The organism is Pantoea sp. PNA 14-12 (assembly GCF_004364735.1).
GTDB lineage: Bacteria > Pseudomonadota > Gammaproteobacteria > Enterobacterales > Enterobacteriaceae > Pantoea > Pantoea stewartii.
Map to the genome: position 1 here is coordinate 58147 of NZ_SOAJ01000004.1, position 17974 is coordinate 76120.

Below are 17974 nucleotides of genomic sequence, written 5' to 3' on the forward strand. Positions count from 1 at the left end.
ACTAAAATTCCCTTCGCTTGTCCAACTCTACACTGGCTGAAAAAAATACACAGCCGCCAACACTCTGGTTTATCATCGTAGCGAAATACGTCAGAACCAGTTCAATATTGAAATAAACAGCAGGACGGGCGAGCATACAGGTGCCACCGAATGATTGACTGAGGTCACTGTGCAGCTAACAAGTTTTACCGACTACGGCCTGAGGGCGTTGATTTATATGGCCACGCTGCCGGAAGGCAGACTAACCAGTATTACAGAGGTCACCGATACGTATGGCGTGTCGCGTAATCATATGGTCAAAATTATCAATCAACTTAGTCGTGCTGGGTTTGTTGCGGCCATACGTGGCAAAAATGGGGGCATTCGTCTGGGAATGCCTCCGGGAAATATCATCATTGGTGATGTGGTTCGCAAAATGGAACCTTTGCAGTTGGTTGACTGCGCCCGGTGCTCTATCACGCCTGCCTGTCGCCTTAAGCAGGCCTTACATGATGCCGTGCAGTTATTTTTAAAAGAACTGGACGGCTATACGCTGGCAGATTTAGTGGAAGGTAATACGCCTTTATATGAAATTGTATTGTCTGAACCGCCGGTGGCAATGAATACTCAATGACATCGGAGGAACCGTAATGTCAAAAGATCCTTTTCTGGACAGAGAAGCTGAAAAGTACGAAAACCCTATTCCAAGCCGTGAATTTATTCTGGCTTTATTAGAAAAACGCGAAAAACCCGCCAGCCGCGAAGAGCTGGCACAAGAAATGAATTTGCAGGAAGAAGAGCACCTTGAAGCCTTACGCCGTCGTTTACGTGCAATGGAACGTGATGGCCAGTTAGTTTTCACCCGCCGCCAGTGTTATGCCCTGCCTGAACGTCTTGATCTACTGCGTGGAAAGGTCATTGGTCATCGCGATGGCTATGGCTTTTTACGCGTTGAAGGACAAAAAGACGATCTGTATCTTTCTGCCGAACAGATGAAATTTTGTATGCATGGCGATGTCATCCTGGCGCAACCGCTGGGGGCCGATCGGAAAGGTCGCCGCGAAGCGCGTGTCGTTCGGGTTCAGGAACCGCGCAATAATCAAATCGTCGGCCGTTATTTCACCGATGCCGGCGTCGGCTTTGTTGTGCCCGACGACAGTCGTCTGAGCTTCGATATTCTGATCGGGCCTGAAGAAACCATGAATGCCCGCATGGGGTCCGTCGTGGTCGTTGAGCTTTTACAACGTCCAACCCGCCGTTCGAAGGCAATCGGTAAAATCGCCGAGATTCTTGGCGATGATATGGGCACCAGCCTGGCCGTGGATATGGCGCTGCGCACCCATGAAATTCCGCACAGCTGGCCGCCAGAGGTTGAAGCTCAGGTGAGCAAGCTGAGTGAAGAGGTGCCCGAGTCGGCGAAAAAAGGCCGGGTCGATCTGCGCCAGTTGCCGTTAGTCACTATCGACGGTGAGGATGCGCGCGATTTTGATGACGCGGTTTACTGCGAGAAAAAGCGCGGAGGTGGCTGGCGTCTGTGGGTGGCCATTGCGGACGTCAGTTACTATGTTCGCCCCGGCACACCGCTGGATAACGAAGCACAGCAGCGCGGGACATCGGTATATTTCCCTTCGCAGGTAGTGCCAATGCTGCCGGAAGTGCTGTCGAACGGCTTGTGCTCGCTGAATCCTCAGGTCGATCGCCTGTGTATGGTGTGCGAAATGACCGTATCGGCAAAAGGTAAACTCACCGGCTTCAAACACTATGAAGCGGTGATGAACTCCCATGCGCGTCTGACCTACACCAAAGTGTGGAATATTCTGCAAGGCAACCCGGAGCTGTGTGAGCAGTACGCGCCGCTGGTCAAAGACCTGCAGGAACTGCACAACATGTACCAGGTGCTGGAAACCGCCCGCGAAGAACGGGGTGGTATCTCCTTTGAGACAGAAGAAGCGAAGTTTATTTTCAACGCTGAACGCCGCATCGAACGCGTTGAACGCACCTCGCGCAATGACGCCCACAAGCTGATTGAAGAGTGCATGATTCTGGCAAACATTGCTTCTGCCCGCTTCGTGGAGAAGAATCAGGAGCCTGCGCTGTTCCGCGATCACGATCGCCCCAGCGACGACAGCATCAAAAGTTTCCGCACCGTATTAAATGAACTTGGCCTGAGTTTGCCAGGAGGCAATAAACCGCAGCCTGTCGACTACGCCGCGTTGCTGGAGCAGGTTGCCGATCGTCCGGATGCGGAAATGCTGCAAACCATGCTGCTGCGCTCCATGAAACAGGCGGTGTACGACCCGGAAAACCGTGGGCACTTTGGCCTGGCGCTGGCGTCATATGCTCACTTCACTTCACCCATCCGCCGTTATCCGGATTTACTCCTGCACCGGGCCATCAAGTATTTGCTGGCTAAAGAGCAGGGCGACGTGAAGGGCCTGACGACACCAACGGGCGGTTATCACTACGATATGCAGCAGATGCTGCAACTGGGCCAGCACTGTTCCATGACCGAGCGTCGTGCCGACGAAGCCACCCGCGATGTCGCCGACTGGCTGAAATGTGACTTTATGCAGGATCAGGTCGGTAATGTCTTCAATGGTGTCATCTCCAGCGTTACCGGCTTTGGCTTCTTTGTCCGTCTCAGCGATCTGTTTATCGACGGCCTGGTGCATGTGTCGACACTGGACAATGATTACTACCGCTTTGATCCGGTGGGGCAGCGGTTGATCGGTGAATCCGGTGGGCGCACGTATCGCTTAGGTGATGCGGTTGAAGTGCGTGTTGAAGCGGTCCATATGGACGAGCGCAAGATTGACTTTGCGTTGATCTCCAGCAAGCGTCAGGTGCGCGGCGAAGGGAAAACCGAACGTGACAAGGCGAAGCGGGACGGTAAAGCACCAACCAAACGCCGTCGCCAGGCCAGCCGTAAAACCAACTTTGAACCGGATTCCGCTTTCCGCAAGAGTGGCAGCAAGCCTGCTGCGGCAAAGACTGAGAAAAAAAGTAAAAAAGTTTCGGAGAAAACCCGTAAAATCGCCGCCGCCACTAAGGCGAAGCGCGCCGCGAAGAAGGCGAAGCCTGCCTGATGCGCCCAGGCCTCTGCGTTCGCGCAGGGGCTGTTATCCATTTATTTACAACCACTGAGCAGATTGATGATCGAAATTATTTTTGGTATCCATGCCGTGCAGGCGTTGCTGGAACGTGACCCACAACGTTTCCAGGAAGTCTTTATTCTCAAAGGCCGCGACGATCGTCGCCTGCAACCGCTGGTGACCGCGCTGGAAGCTCAAGGGATCGTCATTCAGCTGGCCGACCGCAAATGGCTGGACAGCCAGGTCGAAGGCGGCGTACATCAGGGCATCGTGGCACGTGTTAAGCCGGGTCGGCAGTATCAGGAGGGCGATCTGCCGGATCTGCTGCAGAGCCTGGAGAAACCCTTCCTGCTGGTGCTGGACGGCGTCACCGATCCGCATAACCTGGGTGCCTGCCTGCGCAGTGCCGACGCGGCGGGCGTACATGCCGTTATCGTGCCGAAAGATCGCTCTGCGCCCCTGAACGCAACCGCTAAAAAAGTGGCCAGCGGTGCAGCGGAAAACACCCCGTTAATCAGGGTCACGAATCTGGCGCGTACCTTACGTCTGCTACAGGAATATCACATCTGGGTTGTGGGTACCGCTGGTGAAGCCGACCACACCGTTTATCAAAGTAAGATGACAGGCCCGATGGCGCTGGTCATGGGCGCGGAAGGCGAAGGCATGCGCCGTCTGACACGTGAGCACTGTGACGAACTGATCAGCATTCCAATGGCAGGAAGCGTTTCCTCGCTCAATGTTTCAGTCGCAACGGGCGTCTGTTTGTTTGAGGCGGTGCGTCAGCGCAACGCGTGATCGCCGCCGCAAATTAGGTTTTCTGTCCGGTCATAATGGCCACTCACCTTACATACTGAGTGAGTGATATCCGCGAGGAGCCGTTATGACCTGGACAACTCACACCGTGTTTAATCAACCTTTTCCTCTCAGTAACAGCAACCTGTTTCTGTCTGACGTGCCGTTATGTGACGCGCTGTTGCGTGAAGGCGGCGGAGGGGACAGCGACTGGCTGGCATCGGTAGGCAGTCAACTGGGCAGTGCAGAGTCGCTGGAGCTGGGGCGGCTTGCGAATACCTGTCCTCCTGAACTTCACCGCTATGATGCGCGCGGCGTAAGAGTGGATGACGTGCGCTTTCATCCTGCCTGGCATCTGCTGATGCAGGGCGTGTGCAGCAGCCGTCTGCATAACCTCAGTTGGCAGCCTGATGTACAGCCAAACGCCAGCGTGGCGCGCGCGGCCCGGTTTATTTTGCATGCCCAGGTTGAGGCCGGCACGCTTTGCCCGGTGACGATGACGCACGCCGCGATTCCCTTGCTGCAACGCTATCTGCCCACCGCGTTTCGGGGCTGGCTTGAGCCATTACTCAGCGATCGTTACGACACACATGCGATGCCGGGCGATCAGAAGCGTGGACTGTTGATCGGCATGGGTATGACTGAAAAGCAGGGCGGCAGCGATGTGCTGACGAATACCACGCGCGCAGAGCCGCTGCAGGGACGGGGAAGTGGCGAAGCGTATCGCCTCATCGGCCATAAATGGTTTTTCTCTGTACCGCAAAGCGATGCCCACGTCATCCTGGCGCAAACGCAACAGGGACTCAGCTGTTTCTTTCTGCCTCGCCTGCTGCCGGACGGGTCACATAACGCCATTTTCATTGAGCGCTTAAAAGACAAACTCGGTAACCGCGCCAATGCCAGTAGTGAAGTGGAGTTCAAAGACGCAACCGGCTGGCTGCTGGGTGAAGAGGGCGAAGGCGTGCGCCTGATCCTGAAAATGGCCGGCATGACGCGCTTTGACTGTGCGCTGGGCAGCCACGGACAAATGCGCCGGGCCTTCTCCGTCGCCCTTTACCATGCCCACCAGCGCCAGGTGATGGGGAAAAATCTGGTGGATCAGCCCCTGATGCGTCAGGTGTTAGCGCGTCAGGCGCTACAACTGGAAGGGCAAACGGCCTTACTGATGCGGCTGGCGCGTGCCTGGTCGCAGGCGGATGACGCGAATCAGGCGGCGTTTGCCCGGCTGTTAACCCCCGCGGCGAAGTTTGTGATTTGCAAAGCGGGCATGCCGTTTGTAGCAGAATCCATGGAAATGCTGGGAGGGAATGGCTACTGCGAGGAAAGCGAACTGCCCCGGCTTTACCGTGATATGCCCGTTAACAGCATCTGGGAAGGCTCAGGAAATGTGATGTGTCTGGATGTTCTGCGTGTGATAAGCAAAAAGAGCGGCATCGTGGAGGCGTTAATTCGGGAATGTGATGAGGTAAAGGGCGTTAACCGCCACTTCGACAGACGCTGGCGTCAACTGAAGCTGCGCCTGGGCAAACACGATGAAGCCCAGGCGCGGACGTTAACACAGGACATCCTGCAGTTGGCCACAGCGGTTCAGCTGTTACGCCACGCTGAACCGCGACTGGCGGATGCCTGGTGCGGCCAGTGGCTGGATACGCGGGGCGAACCCACTATCGATGCGGCACTGGCCGATCGCCTACTGGCGCGCGCCAGCGGCCGGTGAGGCACCGTAGAGGATCGCGGTGGTATACCAGATGCCAGGCGTTATCGTTTCGTCGACCATCAGAATCTGATAATAAACGGCGCCTGCCTGATTCGCGCGCGCAGCAATCGCCCGCTCCGCGTCATCTGGTGAGCCTCTCACGCTGGCGCTAATCGTACCGAGCTTCGGTAAACCATAGCTTTGCGCGCGGGTAATCGACTGCGCCTGAGCCGTTGGCGCGGGCGGGGCTTTCGGCGTCTCCTGAAACGCCGCGCAGCTACTCAACAACAGACTCAACGTCAGTAACACAACATAACGCATAGCTAATCCTTGAGAGTCACCTTAACAGGATAAGTGTAAGCCACCGCCCCACGATCATCACGACTTAATCGAGAAAACGCTGACAAGCTGCGTCAGGTGGTGGCCTTTATCACTCAGGCTCTGGGCTGTCTGTTCTGCCTGCGTAACCAGTTCACTGTTCTGATGCGTGGCCTGGCTAATCTGATTCATCGCCAGGTTAACCTGGCCAATGCCGGCCGTTTGCTGTTGTGCGGCGACGTTAATTTCACCCATTAACGCCTGAACCTGCTCAATATGCGTCACAATTTCGCTCATCGCATCGCGGGTTTGTTCCGACAATGCATGGCCTTCAGCAACGTGACGTATTGAGGTCGCAATCAACGTATCAATTTCTTTTGCTGCCTGGGCGGAACGCTGTGCCAGCGCCCGTACTTCGGCGGCAACGACGGCGAAGCCGCGCCCGTGCTCACCCGCCCGGGCGGCTTCAACCGCAGCGTTCAGCGCCAGAATATTGGTCTGGAAGGCAATGGACTCAATAACGTGCGTAATGTCAGCGATGCTCTGCGACGAAACGTTAATGGCGGACATGGTGTTGACCGAACGGGTGACCGTCTGGTTGCCGTTATCCACGATACTGCTGGCGTCGGCCACCAGCGACATGGCCTGACGCAGGCTGTCGGCGGTATGCTCAACGGTCGCACCAAACTGCTCCATGCTGGCCGATGTCTCTTCAACGCTGCTTGCCTGGCGCCCAATTTGCTCACTGATGTTGTGACTGCTGGCGGCAATGGTATCCGTGCCATCGCTGATTTCCTGCGCGGCACGGCGAACCTGCGCGACTATTTTCTCCAGCCCTTCGCCAATCCCGTTAATGGCATTAATCAGCTGACCCACTTCATCGTGGCGCGTCGTAGCCAGATGAACCAGTAAGTTACCGGCCGCGTATTGCTCAGCCAAATGGATGACCTGCTGTAACGGACGCGTAATGGCACGACGGCTGTACCAGACAAAACACGGCGCAAACAGCAAGACCAGAATCAGGCCGGTTATGAGGAACATATTGCGGCTGTGAATCACCGGTGCCAGCAGGCTGTCGCGGTTGACCTCACCGACCACAATCCAGTTCCAGCCAGGCAACTGTTGCCAGGCCAGCATTTTGGTTTCCCCATCAATATCGGCTTGCTGTACGCCCTCAGGCTGCGTCAGCATCGCGTTCAGCACGCCCTCCTGCCAGTCGGGACGTTTACCTTCAGCCTGTTTATCAAACAGGTACTGCCCCTGCATAGCACCTGGCGTGCCGTTTAACACGTAGAAATGCCCACTGTCGCCCAGACGACGTGCCAGCACTTTTTCGCGCATCAGGCCGTACTGTTTATCGATCTGTACGCCAACAAAAATAATGGCAATCACGGTACCGCTGTCGTCTTTAACGGGCTGATACTGCGTGATATAACGGTGACCAAACAGGGTGGCCAGTCCACGGTAGATCTCGCCTTGCGTCACTTTTTTCCAGGCCCCACTGGTCCGATCAAGCTGGGTGCCAATGGCCCGGCTGCCATCTTCTTTTTTCAGCGAGGTGGAAACACGAATGAAATTATCACCATCACGCACAAAGATGGTGGCGACGGCCGACGTACGATCCGTAAAATCATCTACGGCAATTTGATCGAGGTTCAGCGTTTTGAGCCCGGCGCGCAGGGTCGGTGTTGAAAACTCGCCCACCTGAATACGTGAAGTTTCATCGCGGCTGAAACGCTTAGGCAAAAAGCTGACAAACAGTTGAGTATAATTGCCCACTTCCTGCGTCAGCGTCGCGTTAAACATGGACGCCATTTCAGTAATGCCCTGCACCTGATTGACCATGTCATCCATGGCGAGACTTTCCAACTGGCGTGAAGCATTTTGACTTTGAATCAGCGTCAAAACTAACAATAAAACGCCTACACTTACTGAAGTTATGGCGCACAGCTTCACTCCAAGGCTTGTTCTGCTGAGAGAGAAACGTTTCATAAAGTACCTTTATTTTTTGTCAAATATGCACTAACAACGGCAGCGCGGCGCAAATATTTAGTTAAGAAATTATTGCCTTTATGATGTTGTGAAGCGCGGAATTACATTAAACCCCTAATATGTCGTCTCAATTTGTCGTCGGAGAGGAGAAAAAATGATTGAGCTCACCACGGAAAGGTTTGCAGGAATCGAGTGCCTGCATGCTGCGCCTGCGGGTCAGCGTCGCCAGCGTTTACCCACCCTCGTTTTCTATCACGGGTTTACCTCATCCAAAGAGGTGTACGCTTACTTTGCCGTTGCGCTGGCGCAGGCAGGCTTCCGTGCCGTTATGCCCGATGCCGACATGCATGGTGCGCGTTATAACGGTGATGCCGAGACGCGGTTGCGCCATTTCTGGGACATCCTCAAACAGAACATTGATGAATTTCCGGCTATCGAGGCCGCCTTACGTGCCGACGATCTGATTGCCGATGCGCGCTTTGCCGTTGCTGGCGCCTCAATGGGAGGCATGACGGCGCTGGGGATTATGGCGCGCTATTCACACATCCACAGCGTTGCCTGCATGATGGGGTCAGGCTACTTTATGCAGCTCAGTCATACGTTGTTTCCGCCTGTGGTGGTAACGAATGAAGAACAGAAAGCCCAGTTCACAGCACGTATGGCATCGCTGGCGGACTATGATCCTTCTGCCCGGCTGCAGAACCTGGCGAACCGGCCACTTTTGTTGTGGCACGGTGATGCCGATGAAGTGGTGCCTTTTGCTGAAACTCAGCGCCTGGATCGGGCATTACGCGAAAAGGGGCTTGATGCCCACCTGACCACGCTGTGCGAAACGCATATCGGACATAAAATTACGCCGTCAGGTCTGACCGCGCTGGTCAGCTTTTTTAAGCGTCAACTCTGATCCGTTAACAAAACCGCCCTCTTGCTTTGGCCCTTGCTTGCTTTTCACACATAAGCGCGGGAGCGGGGCGGTCTCCCGCCGATTTAAATGAAATCCCCGCTTGAGTTTGTCCGCCCACGCCAGTATGATTACGCGTCAATTTTTCAGCTGCATTCAGAGGTGTGTGTCATTTCGGTGATTCACAACCTATAACGTTCCTTGCTTCCGTGGGCCGCAGCTGACCCTGACAGGAGGCTGAATAATCCGTAAGGAGCAATTTCGATGCGTCATTACGAAATCGTATTTATGGTTCATCCTGACCAGAGCGAACAGGTTCCTGGCATGATCGAGCGTTACACTGGTGCTATCACTGGTGCAGAAGGCACGATCCACCGTCTGGAAGACTGGGGCCGCCGTCAGCTGGCTTACCCAATCAACAAACTGCACAAAGCACACTATGTTCTGATGAACGTAGAAGCGCCGCAGGAAGTGATTGACGAGCTGGAAACGAACTTCCGCTTCAACGACGCCGTTATCCGCAGCATGGTTATGCGCGTTAAAAACGCGGTAACTGAAGCATCACCGATGGTTAAAGCGAAAGACGAGCGTCGTGAGCGCCGCGAAGATTTTGCTAACGAATCCGCTGATGACTCAGATGCTGGGGATTCTGAAGAGTAATCCATCGTGACGGTTAATCGGCTGCGCCTGTCTGGCACCGTGTGTAAGACGCCAGTTCGAAAAATTAGCCCGTCAGGAATTCCGCACTGTCAGTTCGTGCTTGAGCACAACTCGGTGCAGATGGAAGCCGGATTTCACCGGCAAGCCTGGTGTCGAATGCCTGTTATTCTTAGCGGCAGCGCCCATCAGGTGATTACTCAACATATAACGGTCGGCACGCAACTCATTCTCGAAGGCTTTATTAGCTGCCATCAGGCGCGAAATGGTCAGAGTAAAATGGTGTTACATGCCGAGCAGATTGAATTGATAGATTCTGGAGACTAGCCAAATGGCACGTTATTTCCGTCGTCGCAAGTTCTGCCGTTTCACCGCGGAAGGCGTTCAAGAGATCGATTATAAAGATATCGCAACGCTGAAAAACTACATCACTGAAAGCGGCAAGATTGTACCAAGCCGTATCACTGGTACTCGCGCAAAATACCAGCGTCAGCTGGCTCGTGCTATCAAGCGCGCGCGTTACCTGTCTCTGCTGCCGTACACTGATCGTCATCAGTAATCGGCAACTGTCCATTAACGACTTTAAGAGGATAAGGTAATGCAAGTTATTCTGCTTGATAAAGTAGCAAACCTGGGCAGCCTGGGTGATCAGGTTAACGTTAAAGCGGGCTACGCTCGTAACTTCCTGGTTCCACAGGGTAAAGCTGTTCCTGCTACCAAGAAAAACGTTGAATTCTTCGAAGCACGCCGTGCAGAACTGGAAGCCAAACTGGCTGACGTTCTGGCAGCATCTAACGCGCGCGCAGAAAAAATCAACGCACTGGGCACTGTTACCATCACGTCTAAAGCAGGCGATGAAGGTAAATTGTTCGGTTCCATCGGTACCCGCGACATCGCTGACGCTGTTACTGCAGCTGGCGTTGACGTTGCTAAGAGCGAAGTTCGTTTACCGAACGGCGTTTTGCGCACCACCGGTGAGCACGAAGTGGACTTCCAGGTTCACAGCGAAGTATTCGCGAAACTGATCGTGAACGTGGTTGCAGGTTAATTTTTATTAGCCTGCCGCACCTGAACGCCGACACTTGTGTCGGCGTTTTTGTTTTCAGTCGTTAACACCCTTTCTTTTTCTGCCCGGCCCCATCCCTCTTCACCGGCACCCGCATCTTCGCCATCACATAAAGACGTACCGGACAACCCGATCCTCATGCGATCAACGCGCTGTTTGCCGATTAAAAGGTGACGATGATATGTGCGGCTAAACCCTCAGCGCATCAGGGTGACGACGCGACATCAGCGACCACGCTCCCTCATCTGTGCTGACGCGGCTATCCGCTTGCGTTGCGGTTGGTCTGCCCGGAAACCGGGCGGGCAAATAAAATGACGGCCATGAAGGGCGTAACCGGTGACGGACCGCCACCGGGGAGGACTTATTCTACACGTAAAAAGCTGCCGTCCGGCTGGCGGGTAAACAGGACAGGACCGTTAGCGCCTTCCAGCGTTAAGCCTGTAACGACGCCATTCGCATCCCGACGGATCTTCACCTGCTGCCCCTGCTTCAGCGTACTGAGCGGCTGATCGTTGCCCTCAACGCGTGCCATGGCAAACACATCATTGACCGGCAGATTATTGTCGCGGAACAGCTGTGCCAGCGTTTGCCCGGCGGCAATCTGGTAGCTGTGCCAGTCACCCTGCGTGTCCGCCTTCGGTTCGGATTGTGCAGAGGAGCGAGACGGTTTGTTATCGTAGATATCCGCCTGCATCGGCACGTCTTTTTCGGCCGAAGGTGTCACAGGCTGTTCGACCGGATACTGCGGCGTACTGGAGGGCCAGAGAAAGGCCAGCAGCAGTACGATGACGGCAATGACGATCCCCCGACGGTGGAAAGCCGGGAGCGGGTCCATCCAGCGAATATCGTCTGTAAAATGCCAGAGGCGATACAGCCAGCTGGGCAGGCGAGACGGGACGTCTGAAGTCATATCGGGTTCCTCCGCTCCGGCACCTTGCGACCGCGTTCGTTGCGGCAGTAAGTTCTGTAACCGGGTTAAAATACGCAGTGCATGCGTCCTGCGGCGACGAGGGGCTATCTGGCCCATATTCTCTCTCTTTCTTATAGTGCCACTGACAAGGGGGAACTTGTCACTTATACAGTATGGCCAATGTGGACGCGAAGTGCCTGCCAGCATTGGTAAATTTGACCTGCGTATTGTTTCTCTTTCGCCGACAAAAGTCATCTGTAGCGCTGCGGATTTTACGCCAGCGGCCTGCGCTGTTATGCTGCCCGTCTTACTATATCCGAGAGTGAAAGGAACGAAGATGACTACCCCTTCTTTCGACAGCGTCGAAGCACAAGCAAGTTACGGTATTGGTTTACAGGTTGGCCAGCAGCTGCTGGAATCTGGTCTGCAGGGGCTGCAGCCAGAAGCACTGCTCGCGGGCCTGCGCGACGCGCTGGAAGGGAACTCACCTGCGGTGCCTGTCGATGTGGTACATCGCGCCCTGCGTGAAGTACATGAGCGTGCGGAAAGCGTGCGTCGTGAGCGCGTGGAAGCCATGGCCGCAGAAGGCCAGGCTTTCCTGCAGGACCATGCTCAGCGTGAAGGCGTCAGCAGCACCGAGTCAGGTTTACAGTTCAGCGTGATTACGCAGGGCGAAGGCCCGATTCCTTCGCGCCAGGACCGCGTACGCGTGCATTACACCGGTAAACTGATCGACGGCACGGTGTTTGACAGCTCTGTTGCACGTGGCGAGCCGGCGGAATTCCCGGTCACCGGCGTGATTGCGGGCTGGATCGAAGCGCTGACGCTGATGCCGGTTGGCTCAAAGTGGGAACTGGTGATTCCCCACAACCTCGCCTACGGCGAGCGTGGAGCGGGCGCGTCCATCCCGCCATTCAGCACCCTGATTTTTGAAGTTGAGCTGCTGGAAATCCTGTAAGGATAAAGGGCGGTGCGATGCCGCCCTTACCCCTCTACTGCTGTAAGTTTACCTGCCAGAGAGCGAATCCCGTCTCGTCATTCCCTGTCGCCTTCATGGGATATTGCGCATGCTGCTGAATAAAGTGTGTGGCTTTATCGCCGGGTGCGGTTTCAAAGCGAATATCAAGAGGCTGCGCGGCAGGTATTGCAGCCAGTCGCCAGTTATTATCCGCCTGTGGGCGCACTTCACCGTGCTTTTTGGTTTCGGCACTGATATACGCCGCCAGAATCGCGCGGTTTTCATCAGGCGAGGCAAAGGCAATGTATTTGTCGCCCGTTCCGGCAAACTTGCCCGCGTAGGCCCGGTAGTTATTGGTTGCCACCAGGAAGGTCGCCTTAAGATCGATGGGTTTTCCCTGCCAGCGAAGATCTTTAATGCGTGACGCGTCCGGATGGATCAGGTTGCACTCTTCGTCGTAACGGGCGGGTTGTGTGACATCAATCTGATAGCTCACAACGTCAATCACATCGAAGTTATAGGTGCGGAAATTCCAGTTGATCAGCGGCTGTGTGCGGCGACTGGTCGGATCGATTTGGTTAAACTGACCCGCAGAGCACTCCAGCCAGTCTTTCACCTGCTCGCCGCTGACTTTCATCACCACCAGCGTATTCGGATACAGATAGAGATCGGCTGCGTTGCGGAAGGTCAGGTTGCCTTTCTCAACTTCCACATAGCTGGCAGGATCGTTTTTACGTCCCCCGGCTTTAAACGGCGCGGCGGCAGACAGTACCGGCAAGTGCGCCAGATCGGGATCGCCCTGGATAAAATGCTCGACGTAGGCGCGCTGGGCGTTATTCACAATTTGCACAGTAGGATCGTCCTGCACCAGCGACAGATAGCTGTACATCACATCCGCAGATTTTCCGATAGGCTGGGCGACAAAGGTGCGAGTGGCATCATGATCGTCTTTCAGAACCTTAACCAGTGCAGGATCTTCAGCAGCCAGCAAAGTTTTATGCGCGATATCGTAGATCGGACGCGCCTGCGCGGTACCGCTTGTCACCTGCCAGTGATCGCCTTCCTTGCTCAGCACCAGGTCCACCACACCAAGATGATCGCCCCACATGCCGGGCATGACCGCAGGCACACCGTTTAATGTTCCTTTCTCAATGTCTGCACCTTTGATCCCCGCAAACTCTTTCCCCGGGAATACGGCATGCGCATGACCAAACATAATGGCACTGATGCCCGGAACTTCGCTGAGGTAATAAACCGAGTTTTCTGCCATCGCCTGATACGGCTCGCTGCTTAACCCTGAATGGGCTAATACGACAACCACGTCCGCTCCTTTAGCGCGCATTTCGGGCACGTAGCGCCGGGCGGTTTCTGTAATATCGTCCACCCGCACTTTGCCCTGCAGGTTGCCTTTATCCCACACCATAATCTGCGGCGGGACAAAGCCGATATAGCCGATGTTCACCGTCTGCGGGTTGCCGTCGCGATCGGTCACTGTGGTGGGTTTAATCAGATAAGGCGTAAACAGTGGCTTACCGCTCTTCAGATCGATGACGTTGGCATTGACGTAAGGAAAATGCGCGCCCGCCAGGGCTTTTTGCAGATAGGGCAGACCATAATTGAATTCATGATTGCCCAGCGTGCCCGCGCTGTAATCCAGCGTATTCATCGCCTTATAGACGGGATGGACTTCACCCTGTTTGAGCCCTTTCGCAGCCATATAGTCGCCTAACGGGCTACCCTGAATCAGATCGCCATTGTCCACCAGCACGCTGTTCGTGACTTCCTGACGCGCGGCATGGATCAGGGACGCAGTGCGCACCAGACCATATTTTTCTGTGGGCGTATCTTTGTAATAGTCGAAGTCCATCATATTGCTGTGCAGATCGGTCGTTTCCAGCACGCGTAAATCCACGGTGGCTCCCTGTGCTGCAACTGAAACGCTCAGTGCCAGTAACATCATTCCCGCCTTAACCATGTTCACTCCCAACGTTAAAAGATCAAGGCTACAAAAGTAATGTAAAAGGCTGATGAAAGGGCAGATTAAAACGTGATGCAAATAACGTTTTGAGCCTGACTGGTGCCGCTTCAGTCACATCAGTGCAGAGGCCGGCGTGAAAAGAGGTCTTTGCCATTGTGGGCTATTGTGTTGATATAGCTGAAAAAGGATTCAAAATGTTTACCTGAAACCAGGGGCGAGCATGAAACTGCTAAAATGTACCCCAACAGGCATAACAGTTAACGCGTAGCATTCGCATACATGAGGTGACAAATGTTAGAGCAAATAAGCCAACTGGCGCGTGAGGCAGGCGACGCGATTATGCAGGTCTATAACGGTTCGGTTCCCGCTGATGTTTCGCATAAAGCAGACGATTCGCCCGTCACAGCAGCCGATCTGGCCGCGCATGATGTGATTGTGAAGGGCCTGAAGCAGCTGACACCGGATATTCCGGTGTTGTCAGAGGAAGATCCGCCCGGTTGGGAAGTCCGTCAGCACTGGCAGCGCTACTGGCTGGTGGATCCGCTTGACGGCACCAAAGAGTTTATCAAACGCAATGGTGAGTTTACGGTCAATATTGCGTTGATCGAGCAGGGCAAACCGATCATGGGCGTGGTGTACGCGCCCGCGCTGGGCGTGATGTACTCGGCAGCAGAAGGTAAAGCCTGGAAGGAAGAGGGCGGAGAAAAGCAGCCGATTCACGTTCTGGATGCACGTCCACCGCTGGTGGTGGTGAGTCGTTCCCACAACGATGATGATGAGATGAAAGAGTACCTGAAGCAGCTAGGGGAACATCAGACGGTGGCAACCGGCTCATCGTTAAAGTTTTGCCTGGTCGCTGAAGGTAAGGCCCAGCTTTATCCCCGCTTTGGACCCACCAATATCTGGGATACCGGCGCGGGTCATGCCGTTGCTGTCGCGGCAGGTGCCCACGTGCACGACTGGCAGGGAAGAACGCTGGATTATGCGCCGCGTGAATCTTTCCTGAATCCGGGCTTCCGTGTATCGCTGTTCTGACGTCAGACGGGAGGCACTCGCCTCCCGACTTCACCTGTCAGGATGCTTTTAACAGCGTTTTTAACAACGTAATGACTTCTTTGACTTCCTGCTGCGTCAGTGCCCCGTCTTTGACATATTTCACCTGACCGTTTTTATCCAGCACCACAATGGTCGATCCGCCTTGCTGCAACTGCCAGGCGTGCTGCACATTGCCCTTGCTGTCGACGATAAACTGCGACCACGGATACTGCTTTTTATTACTCTGAATGCTGCTGCGAACAAACAGGCTGGTGCCGGGAATGGCATCATCGGTGTTCACAATCGTCGTGGTCTGATAGCGATCGTGCGGCAGTTTCGCTGACTTGATGGCCTCAACCAACGCTGCATTCATCTCTTTAGCCGATGAGCGGCCTGCAATGTGCTGTATGACACGTACTTTTCCGTTCAGTTGCGCGCTGTTCCAGTCTTTATAACTGAATTTTTCCTGCGCCAGGATCAACTCGCCTTTGTCATTGACGCCCACGGGCGGCACGCGTTTTCCCGTCTCAAGATTGTGGGCCAACGCACTTACAGGAAGCAGCAGTGACAAGGCCAGTGCGGCCAGAGTAATACGCCTCATTATTTTCTCCAGTGATCAGACCAGTTAGTCATCCAACTGTAATAGTAAGCAGGGATGATGCGGCTGTCTCAAAAAGCTGTCAGCTTTGTTATCAACCACACAATTCTGTAACGAACGAAGGTTTATACTGAATAGTGAAAAGTAAATAACAGAGTATTCTGTAATGTTCTGTCAGCACGGTAAAAAAAGTTATTTCTGGTCGTGCGAAGTAAGCAGAGTGTTCTATAGTTTATTTCGCATTCGCGCTTCATGGACCCGTACCGAATTTGGCAACGGCGAAGCGTGCTTAAAAATTAAGGAGTTAAGAAGTATGAAAATCTTCCAGCGCTATAATCCGCTACAGATAGCAAAATATGTTAAGACGCTGTTTAAAGGAAGGTTGTACATCAAGGATGTGGGCGCGTTTGAGTTTGATAAAGGTAAAGTCCTGATCCCCCGGGTCAAAGATAAACAGCACCTGAGCGTGATGTCAGAAATTAACCGCCAGGTCGTTCGTCTCAAGCTAGAGTTTAACTAAAAAACAGGGCGCCGATGGCGCCCTGAGTGTTTCTATTCTTCGCTTTTCGTCACGTTCAGCATCGGCGGTCGTTCATCAATCCGTGTCACCAGCAGCTGATCAATGCGGTAACTGTCGATATCGACCACTTCAAACTTGTAGCCCGCAAATTTCACAAAGTCGGTACGTTTCGGGATTTTACGCAGCATATACATCATAAAGCCGCCAATCGTTTCGTAGTTACCTGACTGCGGAAAATCATCGATATCCAGCACGCGCATAACATCATCAATCGGCGTCCCGCCTTCCACCAGCCAGGAGTTTTCATCGCGCGCAACAATCTGTTCTTCCATGCCCTGACCCACCAGGTCGCCCATCAGCGTCGTCATCACATCATTCAGCGTAATGATACCGACCACCAGCGCATATTCGTTCATGATGACCGCGAAGTCGTCGCCCGCCGTTTTAAAGCTTTCCAGCGCCTCAGACAACGTCAGCGTATCCGGAACAATCAGCGCGGAACGAATCTGCACGCCGCTGTTCAGCGCCATGCTCTGATTGCCCAGTACGCGCAGCAGCAGCTCTTTCGAATCGACATAGCCAACGATGTGGTCGATGTCCCCATTACAGACCAGGAATTTCGAGTGAGGATGTTCAGCGATTTTTGTTTTCAGGCTGACTTCGTCTTCGTGCAGATCAAACCAGACGATATTTTCACGTGACGTCATGGAGGAGGGCACGGTGCGTGATTCCAGCTCAAACACGTTCTCAATCAGTTCGTGTTCCTGCTTACGCAGCACGCCAGCCAGCGCACCGGCTTCCACAACCGCGTAAATATCGTCGGACGTGATATCGTCTTTGCGTACCATCGGCAGCTTAAAGACGCGAAAAAAGACGTTGGCCAGGCCGTTAAACAGCCAGACCAGCGGCCGCATCACCAGTAAACAAAAGCGCATGGGATTGATAATCCGCAGGGCAATGGTTTCTGGCGCGATCATGCCTACCCGTTTTGGGGTTAAGTCGGCGAACAGAATAAACAGGCTGGTGACGATGGTGAATGAGCAGATAAAACTGAGCTGTTCGGCCAGTTCGTGAGACATAAAACGATTGAAGAGGGCGGAAAATGCCGGGGAAAAGGCCGCATCACCGACGATACCACCCAAAATGGCGACGGCGTTCAGGCCAATTTGCACCACGGTGAAGAACATGCCGGGCGTTTCCTGCATCTTCAATACCCGCTGAGCGTTAACGTTGCCTTCGTCAGCCAGCAGTTTCAGCTTAATCTTGCGGGCGGCAGCCAGCGAGATTTCGGAGAGAGAAAAAAAAGCACTGATTACGATCAGTAGCAGAATGACAAGTAAGCTATCAAGCATAAGTAATCCAAAGAGTTATCCACTTGTCATTTTTGGCCTGGGCAGCGTGCGGTTGATGCGCTTATTCCCTGTACGTACGACGCAGAGGAGCTATCCGTGCCAAAAATGTCTGCGCCCGTTCGACAAGGTT

Annotated in this window: 18 protein-coding genes; 12 read left to right on the forward strand and 6 right to left on the reverse strand. The window is 54.1% G+C overall.

Annotated elements, in window-relative coordinates; all coding sequences use genetic code 11:
* The first annotated feature begins 169 nt into the window (after nucleotides 1-169).
* From nsrR to C7434_RS14150, 4 genes are all read left to right on the forward strand, one after another.
* On the forward strand, nucleotides 170-613 hold the full coding sequence (gene nsrR / locus C7434_RS14135; RefSeq protein WP_006120936.1) for a nitric oxide-sensing transcriptional repressor NsrR: 444 nt from the start codon (nucleotides 170-172) through the stop codon (nucleotides 611-613).
* Between the two features lie 16 nt (nucleotides 614-629).
* Nucleotides 630-3065, forward strand: a complete 2436-nt coding sequence (gene rnr, locus C7434_RS14140; RefSeq protein WP_006120935.1) for a ribonuclease R — start codon at nucleotides 630-632, stop codon at nucleotides 3063-3065.
* 66 nt (nucleotides 3066-3131) lie between these two features.
* Nucleotides 3132-3866, forward strand: coding sequence for a 23S rRNA (guanosine(2251)-2'-O)-methyltransferase RlmB (gene rlmB, locus C7434_RS14145; RefSeq protein ID WP_133745561.1), 735 nt, complete (start codon nucleotides 3132-3134; stop codon nucleotides 3864-3866).
* An 85-nt stretch (nucleotides 3867-3951) separates the two neighbouring features.
* Nucleotides 3952-5580 (forward strand): isovaleryl-CoA dehydrogenase, encoded by a 1629-nt coding sequence (locus C7434_RS14150; RefSeq protein ID WP_110268758.1) that lies wholly within the window; start codon nucleotides 3952-3954, stop codon nucleotides 5578-5580.
* On the opposite strand, the gene bsmA is transcribed toward C7434_RS14150, so the two are convergent.
* Nucleotides 5554-5880, reverse strand: coding sequence for a biofilm peroxide resistance protein BsmA (gene bsmA / locus C7434_RS14155; RefSeq protein WP_033740034.1), 327 nt, complete (start codon nucleotides 5878-5880; stop codon nucleotides 5554-5556). The genes C7434_RS14150 and bsmA overlap by 27 nt on opposite strands.
* Before the next feature lie 57 nt (nucleotides 5881-5937).
* Nucleotides 5938-7869 carry a methyl-accepting chemotaxis protein gene (locus tag C7434_RS14160; protein WP_033740032.1) on the reverse strand — a complete coding sequence of 644 codons (1932 nt, stop codon included), beginning with the start codon at nucleotides 7867-7869 and terminating at the stop codon, nucleotides 5938-5940.
* A gap of 154 nt (nucleotides 7870-8023) precedes the next feature.
* Between C7434_RS14160 and yjfP the strand changes: the two genes are divergently transcribed.
* From yjfP to rplI, 5 genes are all read left to right on the forward strand, one after another.
* A complete protein-coding gene (yjfP, locus tag C7434_RS14165; RefSeq protein WP_033740030.1) occupies nucleotides 8024-8773 on the forward strand; it encodes an esterase in 750 nt (249 codons plus the stop codon).
* Nucleotides 8774-9034: 261 nt separating this feature from the next.
* The gene (gene rpsF / locus C7434_RS14170; RefSeq protein WP_006120928.1) at nucleotides 9035-9430 is read left to right on the forward strand and encodes a 30S ribosomal protein S6; all 396 of its coding nucleotides are present in this window, start codon (nucleotides 9035-9037) and stop codon (nucleotides 9428-9430) included.
* A gap of 6 nt (nucleotides 9431-9436) precedes the next feature.
* Entirely contained in the window at nucleotides 9437-9754 is a 318-nt protein-coding gene (priB, locus tag C7434_RS14175; protein ID WP_006120927.1) for a primosomal replication protein N, read from the forward strand.
* A gap of 4 nt (nucleotides 9755-9758) precedes the next feature.
* A complete protein-coding gene (gene rpsR, locus C7434_RS14180) occupies nucleotides 9759-9986 on the forward strand; it encodes a 30S ribosomal protein S18 (RefSeq protein ID WP_000135199.1) in 228 nt (75 codons plus the stop codon).
* Nucleotides 9987-10025: 39 nt separating this feature from the next.
* A complete protein-coding gene (gene rplI, locus C7434_RS14185; protein WP_006120926.1) occupies nucleotides 10026-10475 on the forward strand; it encodes a 50S ribosomal protein L9 in 450 nt (149 codons plus the stop codon).
* Between the two features lie 379 nt (nucleotides 10476-10854).
* Here rplI and C7434_RS14190 read toward each other — a convergent pair whose 3' ends face one another.
* On the reverse strand, nucleotides 10855-11520 hold the full coding sequence (locus C7434_RS14190; RefSeq protein ID WP_166649058.1) for a LysM-like peptidoglycan-binding domain-containing protein: 666 nt from the start codon (nucleotides 11518-11520) through the stop codon (nucleotides 10855-10857).
* A 220-nt stretch (nucleotides 11521-11740) separates the two neighbouring features.
* Here C7434_RS14190 and fklB point away from each other — a divergent pair, with 220 nt between their 5' ends.
* Nucleotides 11741-12361, forward strand: a complete 621-nt coding sequence (gene fklB, locus C7434_RS14195; RefSeq protein ID WP_006118358.1) for an FKBP-type peptidyl-prolyl cis-trans isomerase — start codon at nucleotides 11741-11743, stop codon at nucleotides 12359-12361.
* A 34-nt stretch (nucleotides 12362-12395) separates the two neighbouring features.
* On the opposite strand, the gene C7434_RS14200 is transcribed toward fklB, so the two are convergent.
* Nucleotides 12396-14336 (reverse strand): bifunctional 2',3'-cyclic-nucleotide 2'-phosphodiesterase/3'-nucleotidase, encoded by a 1941-nt coding sequence (locus C7434_RS14200; RefSeq protein WP_133745563.1) that lies wholly within the window; start codon nucleotides 14334-14336, stop codon nucleotides 12396-12398.
* Nucleotides 14337-14630: 294 nt separating this feature from the next.
* Here C7434_RS14200 and cysQ point away from each other — a divergent pair, with 294 nt between their 5' ends.
* Entirely contained in the window at nucleotides 14631-15374 is a 744-nt protein-coding gene (gene cysQ, locus C7434_RS14205) for a 3'(2'),5'-bisphosphate nucleotidase CysQ (RefSeq protein WP_033740024.1), read from the forward strand.
* A gap of 37 nt (nucleotides 15375-15411) precedes the next feature.
* Here cysQ and C7434_RS14210 read toward each other — a convergent pair whose 3' ends face one another.
* Nucleotides 15412-15975, reverse strand: a complete 564-nt coding sequence (locus tag C7434_RS14210; RefSeq protein WP_110268759.1) for a YtfJ family protein — start codon at nucleotides 15973-15975, stop codon at nucleotides 15412-15414.
* A 310-nt stretch (nucleotides 15976-16285) separates the two neighbouring features.
* On the opposite strand from C7434_RS14210, the gene C7434_RS14215 reads away from it, so the two are divergent.
* On the forward strand, nucleotides 16286-16492 hold the full coding sequence (locus C7434_RS14215) for a DUF1107 domain-containing protein (protein ID WP_003855513.1): 207 nt from the start codon (nucleotides 16286-16288) through the stop codon (nucleotides 16490-16492).
* Nucleotides 16493-16524: 32 nt separating this feature from the next.
* Here C7434_RS14215 and C7434_RS14220 read toward each other — a convergent pair whose 3' ends face one another.
* Nucleotides 16525-17844 (reverse strand): hemolysin family protein, encoded by a 1320-nt coding sequence (locus C7434_RS14220; protein ID WP_033740022.1) that lies wholly within the window; start codon nucleotides 17842-17844, stop codon nucleotides 16525-16527.
* Nucleotides 17845-17974 lie beyond the last annotated feature (130 nt).

Coding starts and splice junctions, on each gene's coding strand:
- C7434_RS14210 (WP_110268759.1), bottom strand. CDS start 15,975: ATGAGGCGTATTACTCTGGCCGCACTGGCCTTGTCACTGCTGCTTCCT.
- rlmB (WP_133745561.1), top strand. CDS start 3,132: ATGATCGAAATTATTTTTGGTATCCATGCCGTGCAGGCGTTGCTGGAA.
- C7434_RS14200 (WP_133745563.1), bottom strand. CDS start 14,336: ATGGTTAAGGCGGGAATGATGTTACTGGCACTGAGCGTTTCAGTTGCA.
- C7434_RS14160 (WP_033740032.1), bottom strand. CDS start 7,869: ATGAAACGTTTCTCTCTCAGCAGAACAAGCCTTGGAGTGAAGCTGTGC.
- yjfP (WP_033740030.1), top strand. CDS start 8,024: ATGATTGAGCTCACCACGGAAAGGTTTGCAGGAATCGAGTGCCTGCAT.
- rpsF (WP_006120928.1), top strand. CDS start 9,035: ATGCGTCATTACGAAATCGTATTTATGGTTCATCCTGACCAGAGCGAA.
- C7434_RS14215 (WP_003855513.1), top strand. CDS start 16,286: ATGAAAATCTTCCAGCGCTATAATCCGCTACAGATAGCAAAATATGTT.
- rpsR (WP_000135199.1), top strand. CDS start 9,759: ATGGCACGTTATTTCCGTCGTCGCAAGTTCTGCCGTTTCACCGCGGAA.
- C7434_RS14190 (WP_166649058.1), bottom strand. CDS start 11,520: ATGGGCCAGATAGCCCCTCGTCGCCGCAGGACGCATGCACTGCGTATT.
- cysQ (WP_033740024.1), top strand. CDS start 14,631: ATGTTAGAGCAAATAAGCCAACTGGCGCGTGAGGCAGGCGACGCGATT.
- fklB (WP_006118358.1), top strand. CDS start 11,741: ATGACTACCCCTTCTTTCGACAGCGTCGAAGCACAAGCAAGTTACGGT.
- bsmA (WP_033740034.1), bottom strand. CDS start 5,880: ATGCGTTATGTTGTGTTACTGACGTTGAGTCTGTTGTTGAGTAGCTGC.
- C7434_RS14220 (WP_033740022.1), bottom strand. CDS start 17,844: ATGCTTGATAGCTTACTTGTCATTCTGCTACTGATCGTAATCAGTGCT.
- rnr (WP_006120935.1), top strand. CDS start 630: ATGTCAAAAGATCCTTTTCTGGACAGAGAAGCTGAAAAGTACGAAAAC.
- C7434_RS14150 (WP_110268758.1), top strand. CDS start 3,952: ATGACCTGGACAACTCACACCGTGTTTAATCAACCTTTTCCTCTCAGT.
- rplI (WP_006120926.1), top strand. CDS start 10,026: ATGCAAGTTATTCTGCTTGATAAAGTAGCAAACCTGGGCAGCCTGGGT.